Genomic DNA, 19,156 nt, shown 5'->3' on the forward strand with positions numbered 1-19,156 from the left:
CTCCAAAACCTTGTTTGCGCATTACTTCGATTCCTGCTTTAGAAACAATAAATTGTCCTTTTACCAAGATATCGTATAACCTGTCCCACTCTTCTAAAGTGTGTTCTGCGATAGATTTCGAGATACTGATTCCAGCATTATTTACAATAATATCAACACCTCCAAAAGCTAAAGAAGCTTCATCTAATGCTTTTTCTGTACTTACTTCATCTGTAACGTTTAATAAAGCACTAGAAACGGTATCTTTACCAAATGCTTTTACAAATTCTGCTGTAGCACCTTCTAAACGCTCTTCGTTAATATCATTTAAAACAACGCAAGCACCTTCTTGAGCGAATTTTTTAGCAATAGCTTTTCCAATTCCACCACCAGAACCAGTGATTAATGCCACTCTTCCAGATAATGCTTTTGGTTTTGGCATACGCTGTAATTTAGCTTCTTCCAACAACCAATATTCAATATCAAAAGCTTCTTGGTGCGGCAAAGAAGTATATTCAGAAACTGCTTCTGCACCTTTCATTACGTTTACAGCATTGATGTAATATTCAGATGCTAAACGTGCCATTGTTTTATCTTTAGCAAATGTGAACATTCCAACTCCAGGATATAAAATAACAACTGGATTTGGGTCACGCATTGCTGGTGAATTTGATTTTTTGCATGCATTGTAATAGTCTTTATACATTGCACGGTAAGCTTCAAAAGCTGGAGCTAATTTTGCTTTAACAGCCGCAACATCAGATAAATCTTCGTTTGGATCTAATTCTAAAACTAATGGACTGATTTTAGTTCTTAAAAAGTGATCTGGACAAGAAGTTCCTAATGGAGCTAATTTTGAAAGATCATTAGAATTAATGAATTCTAAAACTCTTGCATCGTCTGTATAATGACCAATCATTTGACGCTCTGATGAACAGAAACCTCTTAAAATTGGAGCTACTTTTGCCGCTTTTAATTTACGGTCTGCTTCTGGAAGACTGTCAATTCTCTTTCCTCCAAAAACTGGACGTTTTTTTCCGTAGTTGTCTTCTAAGTAAGAAGCGCATTTCTCGATTACTTCCAGCGTATTAATATAACTATCAAACGCAGTATCTCCCCAAGTAAATAAACCATGAGAACCTAACATGATTCCGCGTAGTTTTTTACCGTTTTTCGCTGCTTCTTCTAAACACGCTCTCAACTGAAGACCAAGATCAAATCCTGGACGTTGCCATCCTACCCAACCGATTTCTCCGTTGAATAATTCTTCTGTGATTTTCTTTCCATCTTTCGCTGCAGCGATAGCAATTGCCGCGTCTGGATGTAAGTGATCAATATGTTTGAATGGAAGAAAACCATGTAAAGGCGTATCGATAGAAGGCGCTTTTGACGCTAAATCGAAAATACAGTGATTGAATAATTCTACCATTTCGTCTTCAAATTCAATACCTCTGTAAACATTTTCAAGATTACGAAGTCTGTCCAAATACAAAGCTGCACAACCTGATTTTGTCAACGTTCCGATATCACCACCAGAACCTTTAATCCACATTACTTCAGAAGATTCTCCAGTAAGAGGATCTTTATCTGTAATTTTCACAGAAGTATTTCCACCTCCGTAGTTGGTCAATCTTAAATCAGCCCCTAACAAGTTAGAACGATAAATAAAAAGCGCTACTTCATCACCTGCTAATTCTGCTGCCTTAGCTTCATCCCAAAGGTAGCTTACATGCTTAAAATTCATATTATTAATTGTGTTTGTATTCGACATATAGTATTTGAAATTATTGTATTATTTATAATGAGTTACCAATTCCTACCAAAACGATTGCAAGCATAATAAGCCCAATTCCCCAAATGAAAGTTCTTAATGTTTTCTTAGAAACTCCCGTCCATTCTTTCAAGTAAAATCCCCAAAAGTTTGCTGTTAAAATAATTGTTGCCATGTGCAAAATCCATGAGCTGGCACCATTTCCTAATTTGCTCTCTCCCATTCCGTAAAAGAAAAACTGTAAAAACCACATGGTTCCAGCAAGAGCAGAAAACAAAACGTTTTTAGTTATTGGAGTAGATTTATCTGTATAATTTTTAATTGATTTGTTTTTGAAATTCAAGTAAAGACACCAGATAAAATTAGTCGTTAAACCTCCCCATAATAAAACAACATAAGTCACATTGTTTTGAAATAAAGGATTTGCACCATTTACCACAGCTTGTTCTGCCATTGATTTTCCAGCTTCGATTCCGTAATTGAAAAATGAACTTAAAATCCCTGAAATCACTGCTACAATAAGACCTTTTACCAGATTGAAATCTTTGTCCTTATCTTCATGGCCTGTTGCAAAATCTTTCTCTTTCAGCATTCCTGCTTTTCCAGAAATCGCAATTCCAATAAGATACACTACAACTCCTAATAAAACCAGCTGTCCGCCAGGATTAGAAATCATGTGAGAGAATGAAATTTTTCCTTCAGTTGGAACAAAATCATAATATATTGATGGAACTAAAGCTCCAAATGCAGAGCAAAATCCAAGTGTAATTGAATTCCCTAAAGACATTCCGAGGTAACGAACTCCAAGACCATAAGTAAGTCCGCCGATTCCCCAAACTAATCCCATCGAAAATGTAAATGTTTTTATTGAAGGAGATGCCGCTGCTATAATTTCAGTAAAATTTGGAATCGTTAAATAAGCTGCAATTGGCGGAACGATCAGCCAAGAGAAAAATCCTCCCACGAGCCAATAGCTTTCCCAAGCCCAGTCTTTTACTTTTTTAAAAGGCATATAAAAACTACCTGAAGAAAATCCTCCGATAGAATGAAAAATGATTCCTAATAATGATTCCATTTATTAAATTTTGGTTTTAGTTTGTTTAGATAGTGATTTGGTTTTGTAAAATAAGAGAATGTCAAAAACAAAACTGTCCTGTACTATCCTTTACGGATTTTATATTTTTTGTTAAAACTAAAGAATATTAGAAATAACCACCTGTAATTATTGGGTAAATAAATTTAAAATGGCTATTTTAGCAATCGATTTCGTAATTATTGATTCTGCATTTGGGTCAAAATTTAGAAATTATAAAAAAAAGATTACAAGCCTTGTCAAATTCTCTTTTTTATTACAAAAATGATTCTGCTTAAAGGATTTTTTTGAAAGAAGAGATTTTTTTTAAATTATTTAGAATTAAAAATGAGTTTCGTTGAAATACGAGATAAATTTCCTCAACATGAACATGATCAAACTTATTAAAATAGACGAAGATTCTCGAGTTCCCAAATACAAACAAATTGTCGACTCTATTCTTCAGAACATCGCCAACGGAAATTTAAAAATCAATCAAAAAATTCCTTCTATAAATAGTTTCAGCGAAGAATTCTATATGTCTCGCGATACTGTTGAGAAAGCCTATAATATTTTAAAAGAGCGAAAAATCATTTCTTCTATTAGAGGAAAAGGCTATTATATTACCAGAACAAAACTGGAATCTAAGGTTAACATCTTATTTTTGACCAATAAATTGAGTTCGTATAAAATGAAAACTTACAGCTCGTTTATTGACACTCTTGGAGCAAATGCACATGTTGATCTTCAAATTTACCATTGCGACGAGACTTTGTTTCTGAATATCTTAGACAAGTTTGAAGGCGCTTACGATTATTATGTCATTACAACCCATTTTAAAACAGATGAGTTAAAACATTTAAGTTTTACCGATGAAGTTGTAAACGCTATTAAAAGTATTCCGCAAGAAAAACTGGTTATTTTAGATAATATTAAATTAGGAGCCGGAGAAGAAGTCATTAAAATTTATCAGGATTTCGAAAATGATATTTACAATGCTTTAAAAGAAGGTCTTTCTAAAATCTCAAAATACAAACGCTTAATTTTAGTATATCCTGACAAAGCGGTTTACCCTTATCCGAGACGAATTTTACACGGATTTAGAAAATTCTGTGTGGAACACGAAATCAATTTTGAGATTCTAAGCGAAGTTTACGATGATATGATTCTTAAAAAAGGCGACTTATTTATCACAATTGAAGAATCTGATTTGGTCAATTTGGTGAAACAGATTCGTGATGAAGAATTTGTTTTAGGAAAAGATATCGGTGTTATCTCCTACAACGATACGCCTTTAAAAGATTTACTTGGCATCACCGTAATGTCAACCGATTTTAATATTATGGGAGAAACAGCTGCCAGAATGATTTTGAATAAAGAAAAAGGTCAGGTAAAAGTCCCTTTTAATTTTATTGATAGAAATTCTATTTAAGAGGTACAAAGGTACAGAGGCTCAAAGATGCAAAGGTTTTTCCTATTGTACGCTTTCTCTAACTAATTATAATTGAATTGCCTCCAGCTTTAGCTGGAGATTCTAATAGCTAATCAAAAGGCTTTATCCAAATAATATTGGACTAAAGCCTTTTCATTTTAAATTACTTTTTATCGTAAGGAATATACTGGTCCCATTCCCATGGTGTGAAAGTGTCTTTTATTCCTGTTTCTAGTAAATATTTAATTATTTTTCCTGTTGGATAACTGTTCGACATGATAACCATTGCGGTTCCTTTGTCTTGAAAAACAATTCCGTAATGTTGGAAACCTGATCCTTGTCCTTCTTTGAAAGCACCATAACCATAAGGTGTTTTTACTAATCCCCAACCTAGACCGTATGAAAGTTCGGTTTTGTCATTCCAATTTCCATCTTCCAACGCTCCTGGACCAAATTGGTTTTTAGAACGAATGCGAATCTGCGGACTGAACATTTCTTTATACGATTTCGCGCTAAGTATTTTTTTATTCAAAATTGCAGTTATAAACTTGCTGTAATCTTCTATTGTAGTTTCCAGCGTTCCTGCTCCTCTTGGCGCATTATCTTTGTCTTTTTCCTGCATTTTTCCGTTTTCATCATACCCGTAAGCATAATCTTTTTCGAATTTTTCTCGCCATTTATAACTCGAAGCCATCATTCCAAGTGGTTTGAAAATCTTTTCTTGAGCCATTTCTTCTAAAGTTTTCCCTGTAATTTTTTCCAAAACAACCTGAAGATAAGTAAGTCCTTCACCCGAATAACTATATCTTGTTCCGGGTTCAAACTTAACTTTCAGCTTTTCATCAGATTCAAACCAACGCCAATTCGGCAAACCCGAAGTATGATCCAAACACATTCTTGCTGTTATTTTTTTATATTCTGGATACGACTTTAATTCTTTAAAATCTTCGTGCCATACTTTAAAATCATATTCATAAATAGCTTTCGGAAGATAATCTTGAAGTGGTTTGTCTAAAGTTATAACTCCTTCTTCAACCAATTTCAGAACCAAAACAGCAAAAACTGCTTTACTTAAAGAAGCGCCATAAAGATTGGTTTGCAACTCTAATTTCTTTTTGGCTTCGACATTACTAAAGCCAAAAGTTTTCATGTAAACAGGTTTTTTAGCATTAAAAACAGCTATAGCCAATCCTTTTACATCGGCTTTATTCATTAGACTTTCAATTGCAGCTGTCAAACTATCTGCAGAAATTGTACTCCCGTCGAGTCTTTTTATGGTTGAATTTTGTCCTTGAGCAGAAATTATACTTATAAAAAAAACAATTAAAAGAAGATTTTTCATGATTTTGATTTATTCAGCATTGATAATTAATTCTACTTTTCATCAGACATTTTCTTCTGTTAGTTTATGTAAAACAACCTGATAATAAGTCAAATAAAACAATTAAGAATTTTATAATTAATTTAAAACCCATTTTTTTATTATATTTCAGTCCTATAATCTCACAAATATATTCGCCTTAAAAGCATAAGACAATACTTATAAATAACCATTTTTATGAAAAACATAAAAGATGATTTGAATAAACAGCTTTTGGAGCAAAAAAACTCAGGAAACTTAAATAATAAAAAGGTTTTAAAAACGTGTCAAGAAATTGCTCAGAACTTTGCCGATTTAGAAAACGGCATTGCTGTTTTAAGCGATTTGTATAACAACAAAAGCTATATTTATTCGGGTAAAATAGCCGAAGAACTTGAAATTTTCAAGAAAGATCAAGTGCAAGAAATTGAGAGCATTTGGGAAGAAGAACTTTTTGGCAAATTAAATTCAGATGATGTATTGCAAAAATACCTTTTAGAACTTCACTTTTTTCAGTTCATAAAAACAATTCCGATGGAGGAAAGAAAAGACTTTTGTGTCATCAGCAAATTGAGAATGAACGATAAAGCTGCGGGAAAATCTTTATTACACAAAATGTTTTATTTTTCTAATGAATATGAAGATGTAGAATTGGCACTTTGCCTTTACAATTTTGATTTTTCTCTGACTCTGCAATATGAAGGCGCAATCATAAATACAGCAACTGGAAATATTGTAAAACAGAACGAAAAAGAAAATGAATTCTTTCTCTCTGCAAGAGAAAAAGAAATTCTTAAAATGCTTCAAGAAGGCAAACAAAGCAAAGAGATTGCAACGCTCCTATTTATTAGCATCAATACGGTAAGTCGTCACCGTCAAAATATTTTAGAGAAAATGAAAGTCAACAATACCGTTGAAGCTTGCTCTATTGCTACAAAACTGAAGTGGATATAGTTTCTTTTGAGATGCTAAGTTTCTAAGATACTGAGATTCTAAGTTTTTTTCTCTTTGTCTTAAACTTTATAATCTAAGTTATACTCTTTGAACTTTGAACTTTGTACTTTGTACTTTGTACTTTGAACTTTGAACTTTGCACTTTGTTACTTTGTAAAATAAAAAAACCCCGCTTTATCAGCGAGGTTTAGTTGTATTATTTTTTTGATTCTTCGATAGAAACTTTTCTGAACTCTTTTAAAAGTTTTTCAATTTCTAAAGTTGATTTACGTGCTCTTGGTCCAGCAGCTTTAATTCCTTTTTCAGTCAAAGATTCAGCTTCAGCTTTGAATGTTTCAATTTCGGCGTTGATTTTTACTAATAAATCTTTCATGCTTATATATTGTTAAATTAAGCCACAAAAATAAAAGTTTGTGTGATAGATACAACACTTTTGCTGTTAAATTTAATGCAGTTTTTCATTCATTTTCTTTACAATAAATTGACTTCTATTTTTTCAAAACCTCCAGTAAACACAATACATTAACAATCAAATACTTATTAAGAAAAGTGTTTTTACCACACCTGTTTTAATGCTTTGTAGAAAGTATCTTATTCGCTACATTTTTATTTCATAGACAGGCTTAAAACGCTCCAATTTGTTAATTTTTACATGAAAAAAATCCATAAAAAGGGAAAAAATCACTCTACAAGAGCCTTATTTAGATAGACATTCTTAAAAATGATTCCGTTTATAATGCTCTTATCAATCTTCGTTTTAGAGGACTCTATATTCAAGTTCTCAAATCTAAAATTACTTAATCTCACATTCGGATCTTTTTCTACTCCGTAAAAATTAGTGCATTTAAGATCCATATTTTTTAAGGTAATATAATCTCCATAAGACAACGGAATATCTTGACGATCTTTTAAATCGTAAAATTGTCGCCAAGCAAAAATAGCCAAACCTGTTTCGGCTTGACCTTTTATGTTTTCAACCAAAATATATTCGTAGCGCTGCGGCGTATCTGGTCGCATTTTTAACCAAAGTAATCGTGAAGCTCCCTCAATCTTACTGTTTCTAAAAATGATATTTCGATTATGAATTGCTTCACTCCCATTGGTCAGAGCAGAATGACAAAATCCAAAAGCACAATCCTCAATTATGATATTTTTATTAGGTCCGTTATTTTGGTCTTTATCCGCATATGGGCCTTTACCTCCTTTTAAAGCAACCGCATCATCATTAACCGACATGTAACAGTTTTTTATCAAAACATTTTCGCACACATCCAAATCTACAGCATCTGTACTAGGCGCTTTAATTCCGACATGAGGTGAGAAAATATAAAGATTAAGCAGTTTTATATTATTGCATTTGTAAAAATGATTCGTCCAAAAACCAGAATTAATCAGTTTTACATCCTGAAACTGAACGTCGTTGCAATTCCAAACAAAAACTAATCTTGGTCTAGAAACTTCAAGATTGGTACAATCAGGATTTTCACTGCGTCTTTTCCAGAAAGCTTCCCAAAACTTTTTTCCATTTCCATTTATAGTGCCTTCTCCAGAAATAGAAAAACGATCTACGCCATACGCATTAACCAAAGCTGGAAAATAATCTAGATTTTGTCCTTCTATTCTTGAAGCTCTAATTGGATAATCAATGATATTATCTGAACCTTTTAAGACTGCTCCTTTTGCTAAATATAAAGCTGTTTTGGATTTAAAAAACAAAGCGCCACTCAAAAACACACCTTTCGGAATTACAATTACACCGCCTCCATTTGCCGATGCTTGGTCAATTAACGCTTGAATCACTTCTGTTTGAATTACCGTACTGTCTTGTTTAACGCCAAAATCTGTTATGCGATATTGCTTCCCTAAATCTTTTAACTGTAATTTTTGATAATTTTTAAACCAATCGCCAACTGGAGTTCCATCAGGAAAAGATTCTTGATTTTGTTGCGAAAAGCAGAAATTCAAACCGCCTATAAAAGCTAAAACAACAAGAATCTTTCTCATGTGAACAGTTATAATTTTAAAAATTACTTTATTTCAACTTTAATTTTAGCCGAAAGCTGTTTTGCTAAATTGGTCACATAATTGGTAAAAAAAGCGGAATCATTAAAACCTTTGTCCGCGCTCAGTTCCCACGCGGCAATGGCATAATAGCTGATTTCTTTTTTATTGTCAACTTTCAATTTTGCTAAATACGAATCTGTCAGCTGTCCCGTTTTAGGAGCTTCAATATAACCTTGATAAATATTTGCGGGAACTAAAATTGCTGTTCCTAAAATCCATTGACGTTCGTAAGTCAAATAATCGTGCTGAATTAAACAAACCCAATCTCCAGCTTCAATAACCTGAAGCGGATTTTTATTGTTCAAATTAGAAAGCGCAGCAAGAAAAGTTTCTTTTCCTTTGACACCGTCTATTGAAACTGTGTTTTTAAAACCATACATTCCTGGCCAGATCGAAGTGGTTTCATGCACTTGATAAAGATTTCCAGAAGCTTTCCAATTTTGATAGTGATAGCTTAAAACAGAATTTACCGGTCCTTCAGATACAATCTTAAAAGTCGTTTTTTCAACATTATTAATTGTATCATTTCCTAAAATTCCAAGTCGGTCTATTTTATTGTCAATTAACAATGCATAACCACCTAAACCTACAGAACTTCCAACCGGAAAAATATCTCTTCCCCAATCGTACATCACATGATAATTGTCTTCGACTTCTCCTTTACTGTTTATACCAACATTTTCTGGAGTTATCCCCGGAAGCTTTTTCCCAAAAACATCTTTAGAATTTCTTCCGTCCAAATAATGTCTAAAACCAACTTTGTCATTTTCCCAAGTTGGCCCGTCTGTTTGGTATTTTTGATAGCCTAGCTTTTTAAGAACTTGATCTGCCATTAAAACTTCTTGTGTATCTGGATGCACTGGAAGATTTTTTCCTTCTCTTTTTCCAAAACGAACACTGGTCTTTACAGTAAACTTCGGATCTGTTTCAGACCATTTTAATTGAATATTTTTTTCTTCGTTTGGCGAAAAATCAGCTACAAAGAAAAGTTCGTCCCATTTTCCGTCGCCATTAAGGTCATTTGTTTGTGCTGGAATTGTATCCGTTTTAGAAAGTAAAATTGGGAAAGTTCCTTTTATATTGATTTCTCCAATACTCTCTCTTTTTATAGAAATTGCTTTTTGCGAAAGCGCTAAAGAGCTGCTGTTTTTTAGTACAATTGTTTTTTCTGATACGTTTTGAGAAACTTTACAGCTTGTTAAAATAGTTGCTACTAAAGTAATTGGAAGATAAAATAATACTCTTGTTTTCATTCTGTCTTATTCTTTATTTTTTACAGAACAATTTAAGATTTTTAATTGTTATATCAACACTTAAAGACAGAAAACTTCTCTTTTTAACCTCATTATGTTGTTAAAAAAATGCAGGATAAAGCACCACACTTATCCTGCAATTAAAAGCACTATCTCACCTAAGAATTGTGCTAGAAAAAAAACATAAAAAATAAAGGCCTATCACATTAAATAATACATTGCCTTATAATATTCTGGGAACTCAATATTATTCGGCTTTTTTAAAGAAATTTTCTGAGTGGTTAAGTCTTTTTTCTTTTTAAAAAAAGCTTTTATTTCCTTAAAAATTTCTCTACTTGTCTTGCATTCATCAAACAATATCAAACTGTTCATTATTTCTAAAAAAGACAGGCTCGCATAAAACTGCTTATCAAATAGACAAACCAAAACATTTCTAGTGTTATTCTGCTGCAGAAAACCAAGCAGTTCGTTCTTATCATAGACTACATAAATAATACGATCATATTGCTTTACCTTTTCTTCACTATTATCGAAAAATGATTTTTCAAAAAAATCAAATTCAGATTTTAGTTTTCGTTTAAACATTTTCAAAAAGGTACCTTTATTATCTCTCACTAAAATTCTTTCCTTTTTCATTCGCATTTTTTTAGATCCTACAGTAAATATTCATTTCCTTAATAATCATCAATTAAGAAATGTAAAATTATATTTATGATTCATTATTTACTGTCCCATTAAGTCATAAAAAGATAAGAATAAGACATTTTCTAGCAGACATTATTTTTAGTAAAAGAGCTTATACTTTGATAACAGGTGTAACATTTTTTTCTACAAAAGAAAGTAATTCTTCAATTTTTCTAGAATTGCTTTCTTTCTTAGAAATAGATATTATGTAGCCATTTTGCTCTTTTACGTATAGAAATAAGAAGTTTTTGGTTTGAATAACTTTTTCAATCTTAGACCATTTATGAGTTAATTCTCCCAATGGCGATTTGACACAAATATCAGAATAGTTAAAAGAGAGCTTGTATTTACTGGAAGTTTTTTTCGATCCTGCAATTATTTTTGTCAATTTAAAAATCGATTTAGAGATAACATCTATCAGCAAAAACTGAATTATTACAAAAAAAATAACCAAAAGCAGACTTCGTATTAACCAATCAAGATAGTCCATTTGCAAACTAAAATCATTTAGTATCAATAACAATAAAACGATAAGGAGAGCAAAAACTATTCGTTCTTTGAACAAATGCTTAAAATACATTTTATTAAGCATTTTAATTTCTGAAACATCCAATTGAAATTCTAATGAAAAGTTTGCGGTATACATAATTGTCCATTTTGCCGATTATTCTTAAAGCAAAAATATTACTAAGTCAATTTTCAAAGCGGACATAAAAGCTTTTAAACTATCAAAAAAGGACATAATTCAAAAAATTACAATTTCATTATTACAAAAGCAGCAAAACAAAAAACCTGTAATTCCACGAGAGAAATTACAGGTTTAGCAATTTTTATTTTTTAGTTCAAACTAAAACTACTTTATTTCTTTTTTCAGTTTCTGCAAAGAAGAATCTTGAGATTGTTTGATTTCGTTGACAGCAATTTGAGCTATTTCTGTAGCTCCTTTCAAAGACAAATGCGTATCATCTGCTTTATCTTTATCGTAATACGGATTTTCTCCTGCTTTAAAATGCAAGTGCAACAGTTTCGATTGCTCAGGTCCGTATGATTGTTCTAGCACTTCTGTAAAATATTCTAAATCAATAAAAGGAACTTTGTACTCCTGTGCCACCAAACGAGTTTCTAATGGATAATCGCCATGTGTTGGAATTAGAACTCCTTTTTCGTTAAAATTACGTCTCGAAATAGAAGTCAACAAAACAGGAATGGCTCCTTTTGCTCTGCTCTCTTTTACAAATTTTATCAAGTTGTATCTGTAAACCGTATGCGGATTAGTGTAACGACTTGGATCTTCTATTTTTTCGTCATTATGTCCAAATTCAATAAAAACATAGTCTCCTTTTTTCAACTTAGTATAAATGGAATCCCAACGTTTTTCTGCTATAAAACTCTTTGTGCTTCTGCCGTTTACGGCTTTGTTCTCAACAATTATATTATCTGTAAAGAAAGGCTGTAAAACTTGTGCCCATCCGTGTTCTGGATTTTTTTCAGGGTCTTTTTTATTGGCCATTGTGGAGTCTCCAATACAATATAAAGTTGTTTTTTGAGCGAAACCTAGTGAAGTGATTAGGAGTGTTAGTATGATGTATTTTTTCATTTGCTTGTTTATTTGTTTCACGCAGATTTTGCTGATTTTAGCTGATTTGCTCAGATCTATTTAAAAAATCTGACAAATCTGCTTTGATCTTTTTAAATCTGCGTGAAAAAATTTGTTCTCGCAGATTTTATTTTGTGTGCTTTATGTTTTTTCTACCGCAGGAGTGCAAGGTTTTCTTTTTAATTTCTCTACGGTAGGACGCTAAACTTTGCGGATATTCTATCGTTAGACACACTGTAGTGCATCTCTACGGAAAATCTTTATCCCTTTGAATCTAAAAAACTTAATTTTTCGAAACCGCTGTAGGCACGCTAGCTTTTTGTCCGATAAAAACATCTGTCATTAAAACGTTTTCTGCATTTTCATTAGACAGGGCGTTTTTTGCTTGCTTAATTTCTATGTCTTTTAATGTTATGTTTTTGATTTTTTTATCCGGAAATCCTTGAATTACAATTCCAGATTCTGATGCTTTGTTACAAGTGATATTCGAAAAATGTACATTTGATATATCTGATTGAAAACCGTTGCCTTCTCCATGATAATTGGCTGTAATGTAAAGGCAGTCTTCTACTTGATCTAATTGAATATTTCTAACAAATATATTTTTGATATATCCGCCTCGATCTGCATTAGTTTTTAAATAAATTCCTCTTTTTAAATAACCAACTGTTTTACAATTTTCTACAAATACATTCTGTACACCTGCCGACATTTCACTGCCGATTACAACTCCGTGCAATCCCTTAAAATTACAATTTCTAATCACAATGTTTTGACTTGGAGTTGCCGTATTAGCTCTTCCTTCGTGATCTCTTCCTGCTTTTATAGCCACATTATCGTCACCGTTGTCAAAAGCAACATTCTCAATTAAAACATCTTTTGCATATTCGGGATCGATTCCGTCATTATTATGATTTAACGATTTATAACTTATGCCACGAACGGTTATACTTTCTGATTTTAAAAGATGTAAACACCAAAACGGAGAATTTTCTATTCTAATATTTTCTACTAATATATTTTTGCAGTTTAAAAACTGAATCATCTGTGGTCTTAAAAAATAGCCTTCTCCAAATTTTCTTTCTTCTAATGGAGTGTTATTGTGATTCATTTCACGGCTTCTATTTTTGCCTTCGTTTTCTTTTGCTTTAAAAGTTTTCCAAGTCTTTCCTCCTTCTCCATCAATTGTTCCTTCGCCAGAAATGGAAATATTCGTACAATTATTAGCATAAATAAGCGGACTGTAATTATACAACATCGTCCCTTCCCAGCTTGTTAAAACCATTGGAAGATAATCTTTCGGATTATCACTGAACTTTATTTTAGCTCCTTTTTCAATTCTAAGGTTTACATTGCTTACAAAATGTATAGGTCCGTTGATTTTATAAATTCCTTTTGGAACTATAATGGTTCCGCCTTTATTCTTTTTACACAAAGCCATTGCTTTATCAAAAGCCTTTTTATTATCTGTAATAGAATCGCCTTTTGCACCCAATGTCAGAACATTAATCCGATAGGAAGTTATTATTGGAAGCTGAATCCGTTTCACAATAGAATCCACTGTAGCTGACGGAAAATCGCTATTCTGCGCAAATGATGCCCACGAAAGGAAGATTAGAAAGAAGTATTTGAAATTCATGTTTTTTTATTTTAGGTGCGTGCTAGTCGCAGTCGCAATCCCAGTTTTCAGTGCCGACTGAAACTGCGACTGAGAACTGGGACTGGGACTAAAGAGAATACCAGTTTGCGATCTTATCTTTAAGGATATTTTCTATCGAATATTGTGTTGCTTCTTTTTTTAAAAGCTGATGTGACCATTTTACTCTTTTTGATGGCTGAAATCCTTCTCCGCTACAATTGTATTCTGCATAAAAAGATTTTTTTTCTGCTTCTGGTTTTGACCAATTTTCCCAGCCTTCAGGTTTAATTTGATTACCCATTTCGCAATTTATAAAAACCGTTTTTGCATAAATGCGCCAAGGTCTTCCTAAATAAACATCTTTTGCTTCTGGATTTGCAGTGAGTTTACAGTTTTTAAAAACGAAACCGAATGAAGTTCCTTCTGGCGTTGAAGCCGCTGTGATATAAGAACTTTTTATACTGTGAATAGTGCAATTTTCAAATAGAGCTGTTGCGCCTCCAAATATAAAATCGGTTGTTCCTTCAATATAACAATCTTTAAAATATTGTTTGGCATCTTTTCCAGACAAATACAAAGTATCTTGATTTCCTAAAAGATTACAATTTACAATCTTAGCACGATTTGCCACTACAGATAAAGCAATCGCTTGTCCGTGTTCGCCAGATGTATTTTTAATCGTAAGATTTGATGCTGAAAAATCATCTCCTTCAACCAAAAGTGTAGACGTATAAAAAGTGCTATTTCTTCCTAAACCAATTTTAGAGAAATTATCATCATAAGTAATTATCGTATTTTCTTTGCTCTCTCCTTGCAAAATGACATTGTTGTTCCATTCTGGAATTCGTACTTTTTCGTTATAAATTCCGTTTTTTACAAAGATTGTTACTTTCTCATACGGAAACGCAGGAGTTGCATAAACGGCATCTTGAATTTTAGTAAAATCTCCAGAACCGTCTTGTGCTACCGTAATATAGTTTACATTTTTCTTTTCTGTAGCGCCAACTTTAGTTCCGTTTTTAACTGCCCAATAAGCATATTTTTTCAAAACTTCTTCAGGTGCATCTGAGTACCACGAATAACCGTTTCTTCTCTCTGATCCGATTTGATCCAGCGACTTTTTCTTAATTCCGTCACGATCGCAAAAGAATGGTTCGTTGGTTTCTAAATCCATAAATCTTGCCCAAATTGGTTTTGCATTTATGGCCGGAATCATTTTTTTGTCTACAATTTTTCCAGCATCATTCAGCACTCTTTTTTCTTCTAAATTGGTGATTTTTGTTTTTTCAAACCATGCTTCAGCACTTTTAACCGCAGTCACAATTTCTCGCGAAGGCTTATCAATTGACATTAAAAGCAACGTAATTTTTGTCGACTCATAACCGCTTAAAGATGCTAGTTCAAAAGCTCTTGCATTTGCGGGAGCTAGAGTGACTTCGTCATGCTGTGCGCACCACGCAGTTAAAACTCCGTTTTGTTTGTATTGTGTTTTTAGAATACAATCAATTCCTTTATCGAATGCTTTTTTACATTTTCCGACAATTTCTGCTGAAGGCTTTATGCTGTAATAATCCGTCTGATCTGCTATTTCTCTTATGACATTCATGATGTTTACCATCGAATCGTCATTGTAAGTAATATGAGTATAATAGCCTTTTTTTAACGGATAAAACTGTGGCCATCCGCCATTTGCATATTGTGCTTCTAAAAGATAGTTTACGCCTTTTAAGAAAGATGCTGCATAACGTTCGTCTTTAACTTGAGCATACATTTTAGACATAAAAAGCATTTCTTGACAAGTAGCTCCATTGTCTGTTGTGGTTTCTACAGCCGTTTTTTTAAGAGCAATTAAATCCTTTTTCTGTTTTTCAGTCAATTCATCTTGCATTTGGATATTCTTTGGCCAACCTCCAATATCTCTTTGGTATAACAACACATTCTCCGCTATTTTTTTGGCTTCCGCCGAAGCAAACCAAGAAGCATCATTCTTTCGAATAATTTCAGACCATCTTTTGTATGTATTCTGAGATTTTACAGCAAAACTGCAAAGGCATAAAAAAAGAATTATATGTTTTTTAAACTGTATCATTTCTTATTATTTCGTTATTCTAAACCAATCTACTTCAACATTTCCAGAATCGTTTTTTACTTCTTCGCCTAAAGCAAAAAGTCCGACTTTGGCACCAATCCATTTTCCTTCTTTTGCCTTAAAATCATTTCCAATTTTTTGATAATTTTTATCGTCTAAACTGTAAAAGAAGCTGCAAATTCCTTCTTTACCAATTTTTACTCTCAAGTAAATGGTATTGCTTTCTATTGCTATCGGTGTCGTTTCTGTTTCTGAAACCGTTTTGTCAAATGTTCCTGTTTTCTGACTTAAGAATAGTTTTCCTCCATTATTTTTAAAACTTAGAAAACTATAATCTAATCCCATTACTATTAAACCTGTAGATTCGCGATTTAATCTCGGGTTGAAAGTCAGTTTTGTAGTGGCTGTAAATTCTTCTGCTGGAAATTTCTGCAACAATAAATTTGGAGCATTGAAGATGTTCTGAGAAGATGTATTGCAAAATAAATTCAAGTAACCTAAACTCGTTGGAAATCCCCAATTGATTTGTCTATTTGCTTGCCATTGCCATTGTAAACCTAATTTTGGCGAATTAAACTCGTCTGATTCTGCAGGAGTTTCTATCGGATATTTTTTACCAACATTTGGTTTTTTATAAGTAGTTACTGGTTCTCCAATTCCGTTTTTATCGTAATCCTCGCCCATAACTGGCCAGTCATTTACCCATTTCATTGGTTGTAAATGAACAATTCGTCCATAAGCATCTTTATCTTGAAAATGGAAAAACCAATCTTCGCCTGTCTGAGTCGTAACCCAAGCACCTTGATGCGGACCATTTATCTTGGTCGAACCTTGTTCTAGAACCTTCTTTTTTTCATACGGTCCGAAAACATTTTTCGATCTTAAAATAGTCTGCCAGCCTGTTGGAACACCACCTGCAGGAGCAAAAATGTAGTAATAGCCATTTCGCTTATAAAACTTAGGGCCTTCAATTGTTTCTTCGCCTTTATGTCCGTCGATAACCATTACTTCATCGTTATTTACAACGGTTCCTTCTGGATTCATGGTACAAACTACCAAAAGGCTTTTAATTTGTGCGCGACTTCCGGCAAAAGCATGAGTTAGATATGCTTTTCCATCTGTATCCCAAAGCGGACTAGGATCGATCAAGCCTTTTCCTGCTTTTACTAAAAGCGGTTCAGACCAAGGCCCTTCTGCTTTTTTTGCTTTAATTAAATAAATTCCGAAATCGGGATCCGGATAATAAATGTAAAATTCATTTTTATGATAGGTAATACTTGGCGCCCAAACTCCATTTCCGTGCTGAACTCTATCGTAGGTTTCAAAAGGTGGTTGTTTAACCAAGGCATGACCAATAATTTTCCAATTAACCAAATCTTTAGAATGCAAAATCGGAAGCCCCGGAATGCAGTTAAAAGAAGAAGCTGTCATATAATAATCATCGCCTACGCGAACAACATCCGGATCTGAATAATCGGCATGCAGAATCGGATTGGTAAATGTTCCGTCTCCGTTATCTGATGTCCAGACTTGTGCGGTATTCTTCTGAAAGCAAAAAATAGCAAGAAGAAAAAGGATGATTTTTATATTTTTCATTTTAAAGTCATTATTTTATTAAACCCGACAGACTTTTAAAACCTGTCGGGTCTTTACTTAAGCAAGTTTACTTTTCTTTCTTGAATTTCTGTGCGGTCCTTCGACTTCGCTCAGGGAGACAAAACTCCTAATTCAAGAATTTACAATTGATAATTAAACATTAACAATTATCTGTTTAATTCTAAAGCTGCCAAAATAAATGGTCCAGTTGCTTTAGGATCGTTGTCTTTTTTTCTTTCGTTTACGTAATATTCGTAAGAACCGTCACGATAAGGATTTCCTCCTAAACCTGCTACTTGACAGCAGTTTGTTAAAGTTATTCCGCCATCTTCATCTACTTTTTTGATTAATACCGTTGTTAATCCGTCAAAAGCTTTGTTGGCTGCTTTTTTAAATTTAGCTGGCAAATATCCTTTGTTCGCTCCTTTTGCAAAAGCATATGAAAACATTGCAGATCCAGAAGCTTCTAAATAATTGTCTTTTCCTTCCGCTTTATCTGTAACTTGATACCACAATCCAGATTTATCTTGGAATTTTAGTAAAGCCTCAGAAACATTATTTAAATATTTAATCAAGTCTTTTCTTTTCGGGTGATCTTTTGGCATATAATCTAAAACATCAACCAAAGCCATTGCATACCAACCTAAAGATCTAGACCAGAAGTTTGGAGAGTTTCCTGTTTCTTTATTTGCCCAAGGCATTTGTTTACTTTCGTCCCAACCGTGGTACAATAATCCTGTTTTTGGATCTGTAGCTTTTAATTGAATTACTTCGAATTGTTTTGCGATATCGTCAAAGCTTTTTCCATTTTCGAATTTAGCTGTGTATTCTGCGTAGAAAGGCTCTCCCATATACAAACCATCTAACCACATTTGATTTGGATAGATTTGTTTGTGCCAAAATCCTCCACTTTGTGTTCTTGGTTGTTCTGTAAGCTGTTTACGAATTAATTGCAGTGCTTTTAAATATTTCTCTTCTTTTGAAGTTTCATAAACATCAAAAAGCAAACGTCCTGGCAATACTAAATCAATATTATATTTATCAAATTCGTACGTATTAATGCTCCCGTCAGCTTGAACCAAATTATCTACATAACCTCTTATGTAAGCTTTGTATCTAGGATCTGGATTTTTTTTGTACAATTCTTCGATTGAATGCAATACTAAAGCGTGAACATAATCCCACTTTGGTTTTTTAGCATCGTCGATCATGTATGCTTCTGGATGACGTTTCATCAATGTCAAGGCCATTTTATCAGACCATTTCGCATTTTTTCCAATTACGATGTCTGTTTTTGCTGGCTCTTGCGATGTTACTTTACAACTTGTAATGGTCATAAAACAAGCCATCAAAATCGACATAAAATAACCTTGCTTTCTACTCTTTTTCATTTCAAAATATATTTAAATTCTACTATTTTTCTAATTCAACTGCGGCTAAAATAAAAGGTCCTAATCCATGAGAATTATCTATTTTTATTTTCTCGCCTATATAATATTCATAAGAACCATCTCTATACGGATTTCCTCCTAAACCTGCACTCGCGCAAACTTGTGTAATATGAATTTCTCCGTCTGGATCTACTGTAATGAGTTTTTTTACAATACCGTCAAATCCTTTTTCTGCTAAGTTTTTATAGCTTTTAGGAAGATATCCTTTTTTTGCT

16 protein-coding genes are annotated in these 19,156 nt (G+C 33.0%); 2 read left to right on the forward strand and 14 right to left on the reverse strand.

What is annotated here, in order from left to right; genetic code table 11:
• Both ACE01P_RS23375 and rhaT read right to left on the reverse strand, forming a co-directional pair.
• On the reverse strand, window positions 1–1,750 hold a 1,750-nt coding region (locus ACE01P_RS23375), incomplete at its 3' end, for a bifunctional rhamnulose-1-phosphate aldolase/short-chain dehydrogenase (protein ID WP_379701472.1).
• Between the two features lie 25 nt (window positions 1,751–1,775).
• On the reverse strand, window positions 1,776–2,825 hold the full coding sequence (rhaT, locus tag ACE01P_RS23380) for an L-rhamnose/proton symporter RhaT (protein ID WP_379701473.1): 1,050 nt from the start codon (window positions 2,823–2,825) through the stop codon (window positions 1,776–1,778).
• 388 nt (window positions 2,826–3,213) lie between these two features.
• On the opposite strand from rhaT, the gene ACE01P_RS23385 reads away from it, so the two are divergent.
• The gene (locus ACE01P_RS23385; RefSeq protein ID WP_379701487.1) at window positions 3,214–4,254 is read left to right on the forward strand and encodes a GntR family transcriptional regulator; all 1,041 of its coding nucleotides are present in this window, start codon (window positions 3,214–3,216) and stop codon (window positions 4,252–4,254) included.
• A 163-nt stretch (window positions 4,255–4,417) separates the two neighbouring features.
• Here the strand turns inward: ACE01P_RS23385 and ACE01P_RS23390 are convergent, their stop codons facing one another.
• Window positions 4,418–5,596 (reverse strand): serine hydrolase domain-containing protein, encoded by a 1,179-nt coding sequence (locus tag ACE01P_RS23390; protein ID WP_379701474.1) that lies wholly within the window; start codon window positions 5,594–5,596, stop codon window positions 4,418–4,420.
• Between the two features lie 216 nt (window positions 5,597–5,812).
• Between ACE01P_RS23390 and ACE01P_RS23395 the strand changes: the two genes are divergently transcribed.
• Entirely contained in the window at window positions 5,813–6,568 is a 756-nt protein-coding gene (locus ACE01P_RS23395) for a response regulator transcription factor (RefSeq protein ID WP_379701475.1), read from the forward strand.
• 196 nt (window positions 6,569–6,764) lie between these two features.
• Here ACE01P_RS23395 and ACE01P_RS23400 read toward each other — a convergent pair whose 3' ends face one another.
• The 11 genes from ACE01P_RS23400 to ACE01P_RS23450 all read right to left on the reverse strand — a co-directional run.
• Window positions 6,765–6,941, reverse strand: a complete 177-nt coding sequence (locus ACE01P_RS23400) for a histone H1 (RefSeq protein WP_008467640.1) — start codon at window positions 6,939–6,941, stop codon at window positions 6,765–6,767.
• Between the two features lie 308 nt (window positions 6,942–7,249).
• Entirely contained in the window at window positions 7,250–8,572 is a 1,323-nt protein-coding gene (locus tag ACE01P_RS23405; RefSeq protein WP_379701476.1) for a glycoside hydrolase family 28 protein, read from the reverse strand.
• 23 nt (window positions 8,573–8,595) lie between these two features.
• On the reverse strand, window positions 8,596–9,885 hold the full coding sequence (locus ACE01P_RS23410) for a DUF4861 domain-containing protein (RefSeq protein ID WP_379701477.1): 1,290 nt from the start codon (window positions 9,883–9,885) through the stop codon (window positions 8,596–8,598).
• A gap of 201 nt (window positions 9,886–10,086) precedes the next feature.
• The gene (locus ACE01P_RS23415; protein WP_379701478.1) at window positions 10,087–10,521 is read right to left on the reverse strand and encodes a hypothetical protein; all 435 of its coding nucleotides are present in this window, start codon (window positions 10,519–10,521) and stop codon (window positions 10,087–10,089) included.
• Window positions 10,522–10,681: 160 nt separating this feature from the next.
• Window positions 10,682–11,215, reverse strand: coding sequence for a YcxB family protein (locus ACE01P_RS23420; protein ID WP_379701479.1), 534 nt, complete (start codon window positions 11,213–11,215; stop codon window positions 10,682–10,684).
• Window positions 11,216–11,422: 207 nt separating this feature from the next.
• Window positions 11,423–12,166: a rhamnogalacturonan acetylesterase gene (locus ACE01P_RS23425; RefSeq protein ID WP_379701480.1), complete on the reverse strand. Its 744-nt coding sequence runs from the start codon at window positions 12,164–12,166 to the stop codon at window positions 11,423–11,425.
• A 283-nt stretch (window positions 12,167–12,449) separates the two neighbouring features.
• Window positions 12,450–13,805 carry a glycoside hydrolase family 28 protein gene (locus tag ACE01P_RS23430; protein WP_379701481.1) on the reverse strand — a complete coding sequence of 452 codons (1,356 nt, stop codon included), beginning with the start codon at window positions 13,803–13,805 and terminating at the stop codon, window positions 12,450–12,452.
• Window positions 13,806–13,893: 88 nt separating this feature from the next.
• Entirely contained in the window at window positions 13,894–15,894 is a 2,001-nt protein-coding gene (gene pelA, locus ACE01P_RS23435) for a pectate lyase (protein WP_379701482.1), read from the reverse strand.
• A gap of 6 nt (window positions 15,895–15,900) precedes the next feature.
• Complete coding sequence (locus ACE01P_RS23440; protein ID WP_379701483.1) at window positions 15,901–17,490, reverse strand: glycoside hydrolase 43 family protein; 1,590 nt, start codon at window positions 17,488–17,490, stop codon at window positions 15,901–15,903.
• A gap of 167 nt (window positions 17,491–17,657) precedes the next feature.
• The gene (locus ACE01P_RS23445) at window positions 17,658–18,881 is read right to left on the reverse strand and encodes a glycoside hydrolase family 105 protein (protein ID WP_379701484.1); all 1,224 of its coding nucleotides are present in this window, start codon (window positions 18,879–18,881) and stop codon (window positions 17,658–17,660) included.
• 22 nt (window positions 18,882–18,903) lie between these two features.
• Window positions 18,904–19,156 (reverse strand): glycoside hydrolase family 88 protein (locus ACE01P_RS23450; protein WP_379701485.1); only part of this gene is annotated, 253 nt, incomplete at its 5' end.

This window comes from Flavobacterium sp. HJSW_4, from assembly GCF_042436695.1.
Taxonomy (GTDB): Bacteria; Bacteroidota; Bacteroidia; order Flavobacteriales; family Flavobacteriaceae; genus Flavobacterium.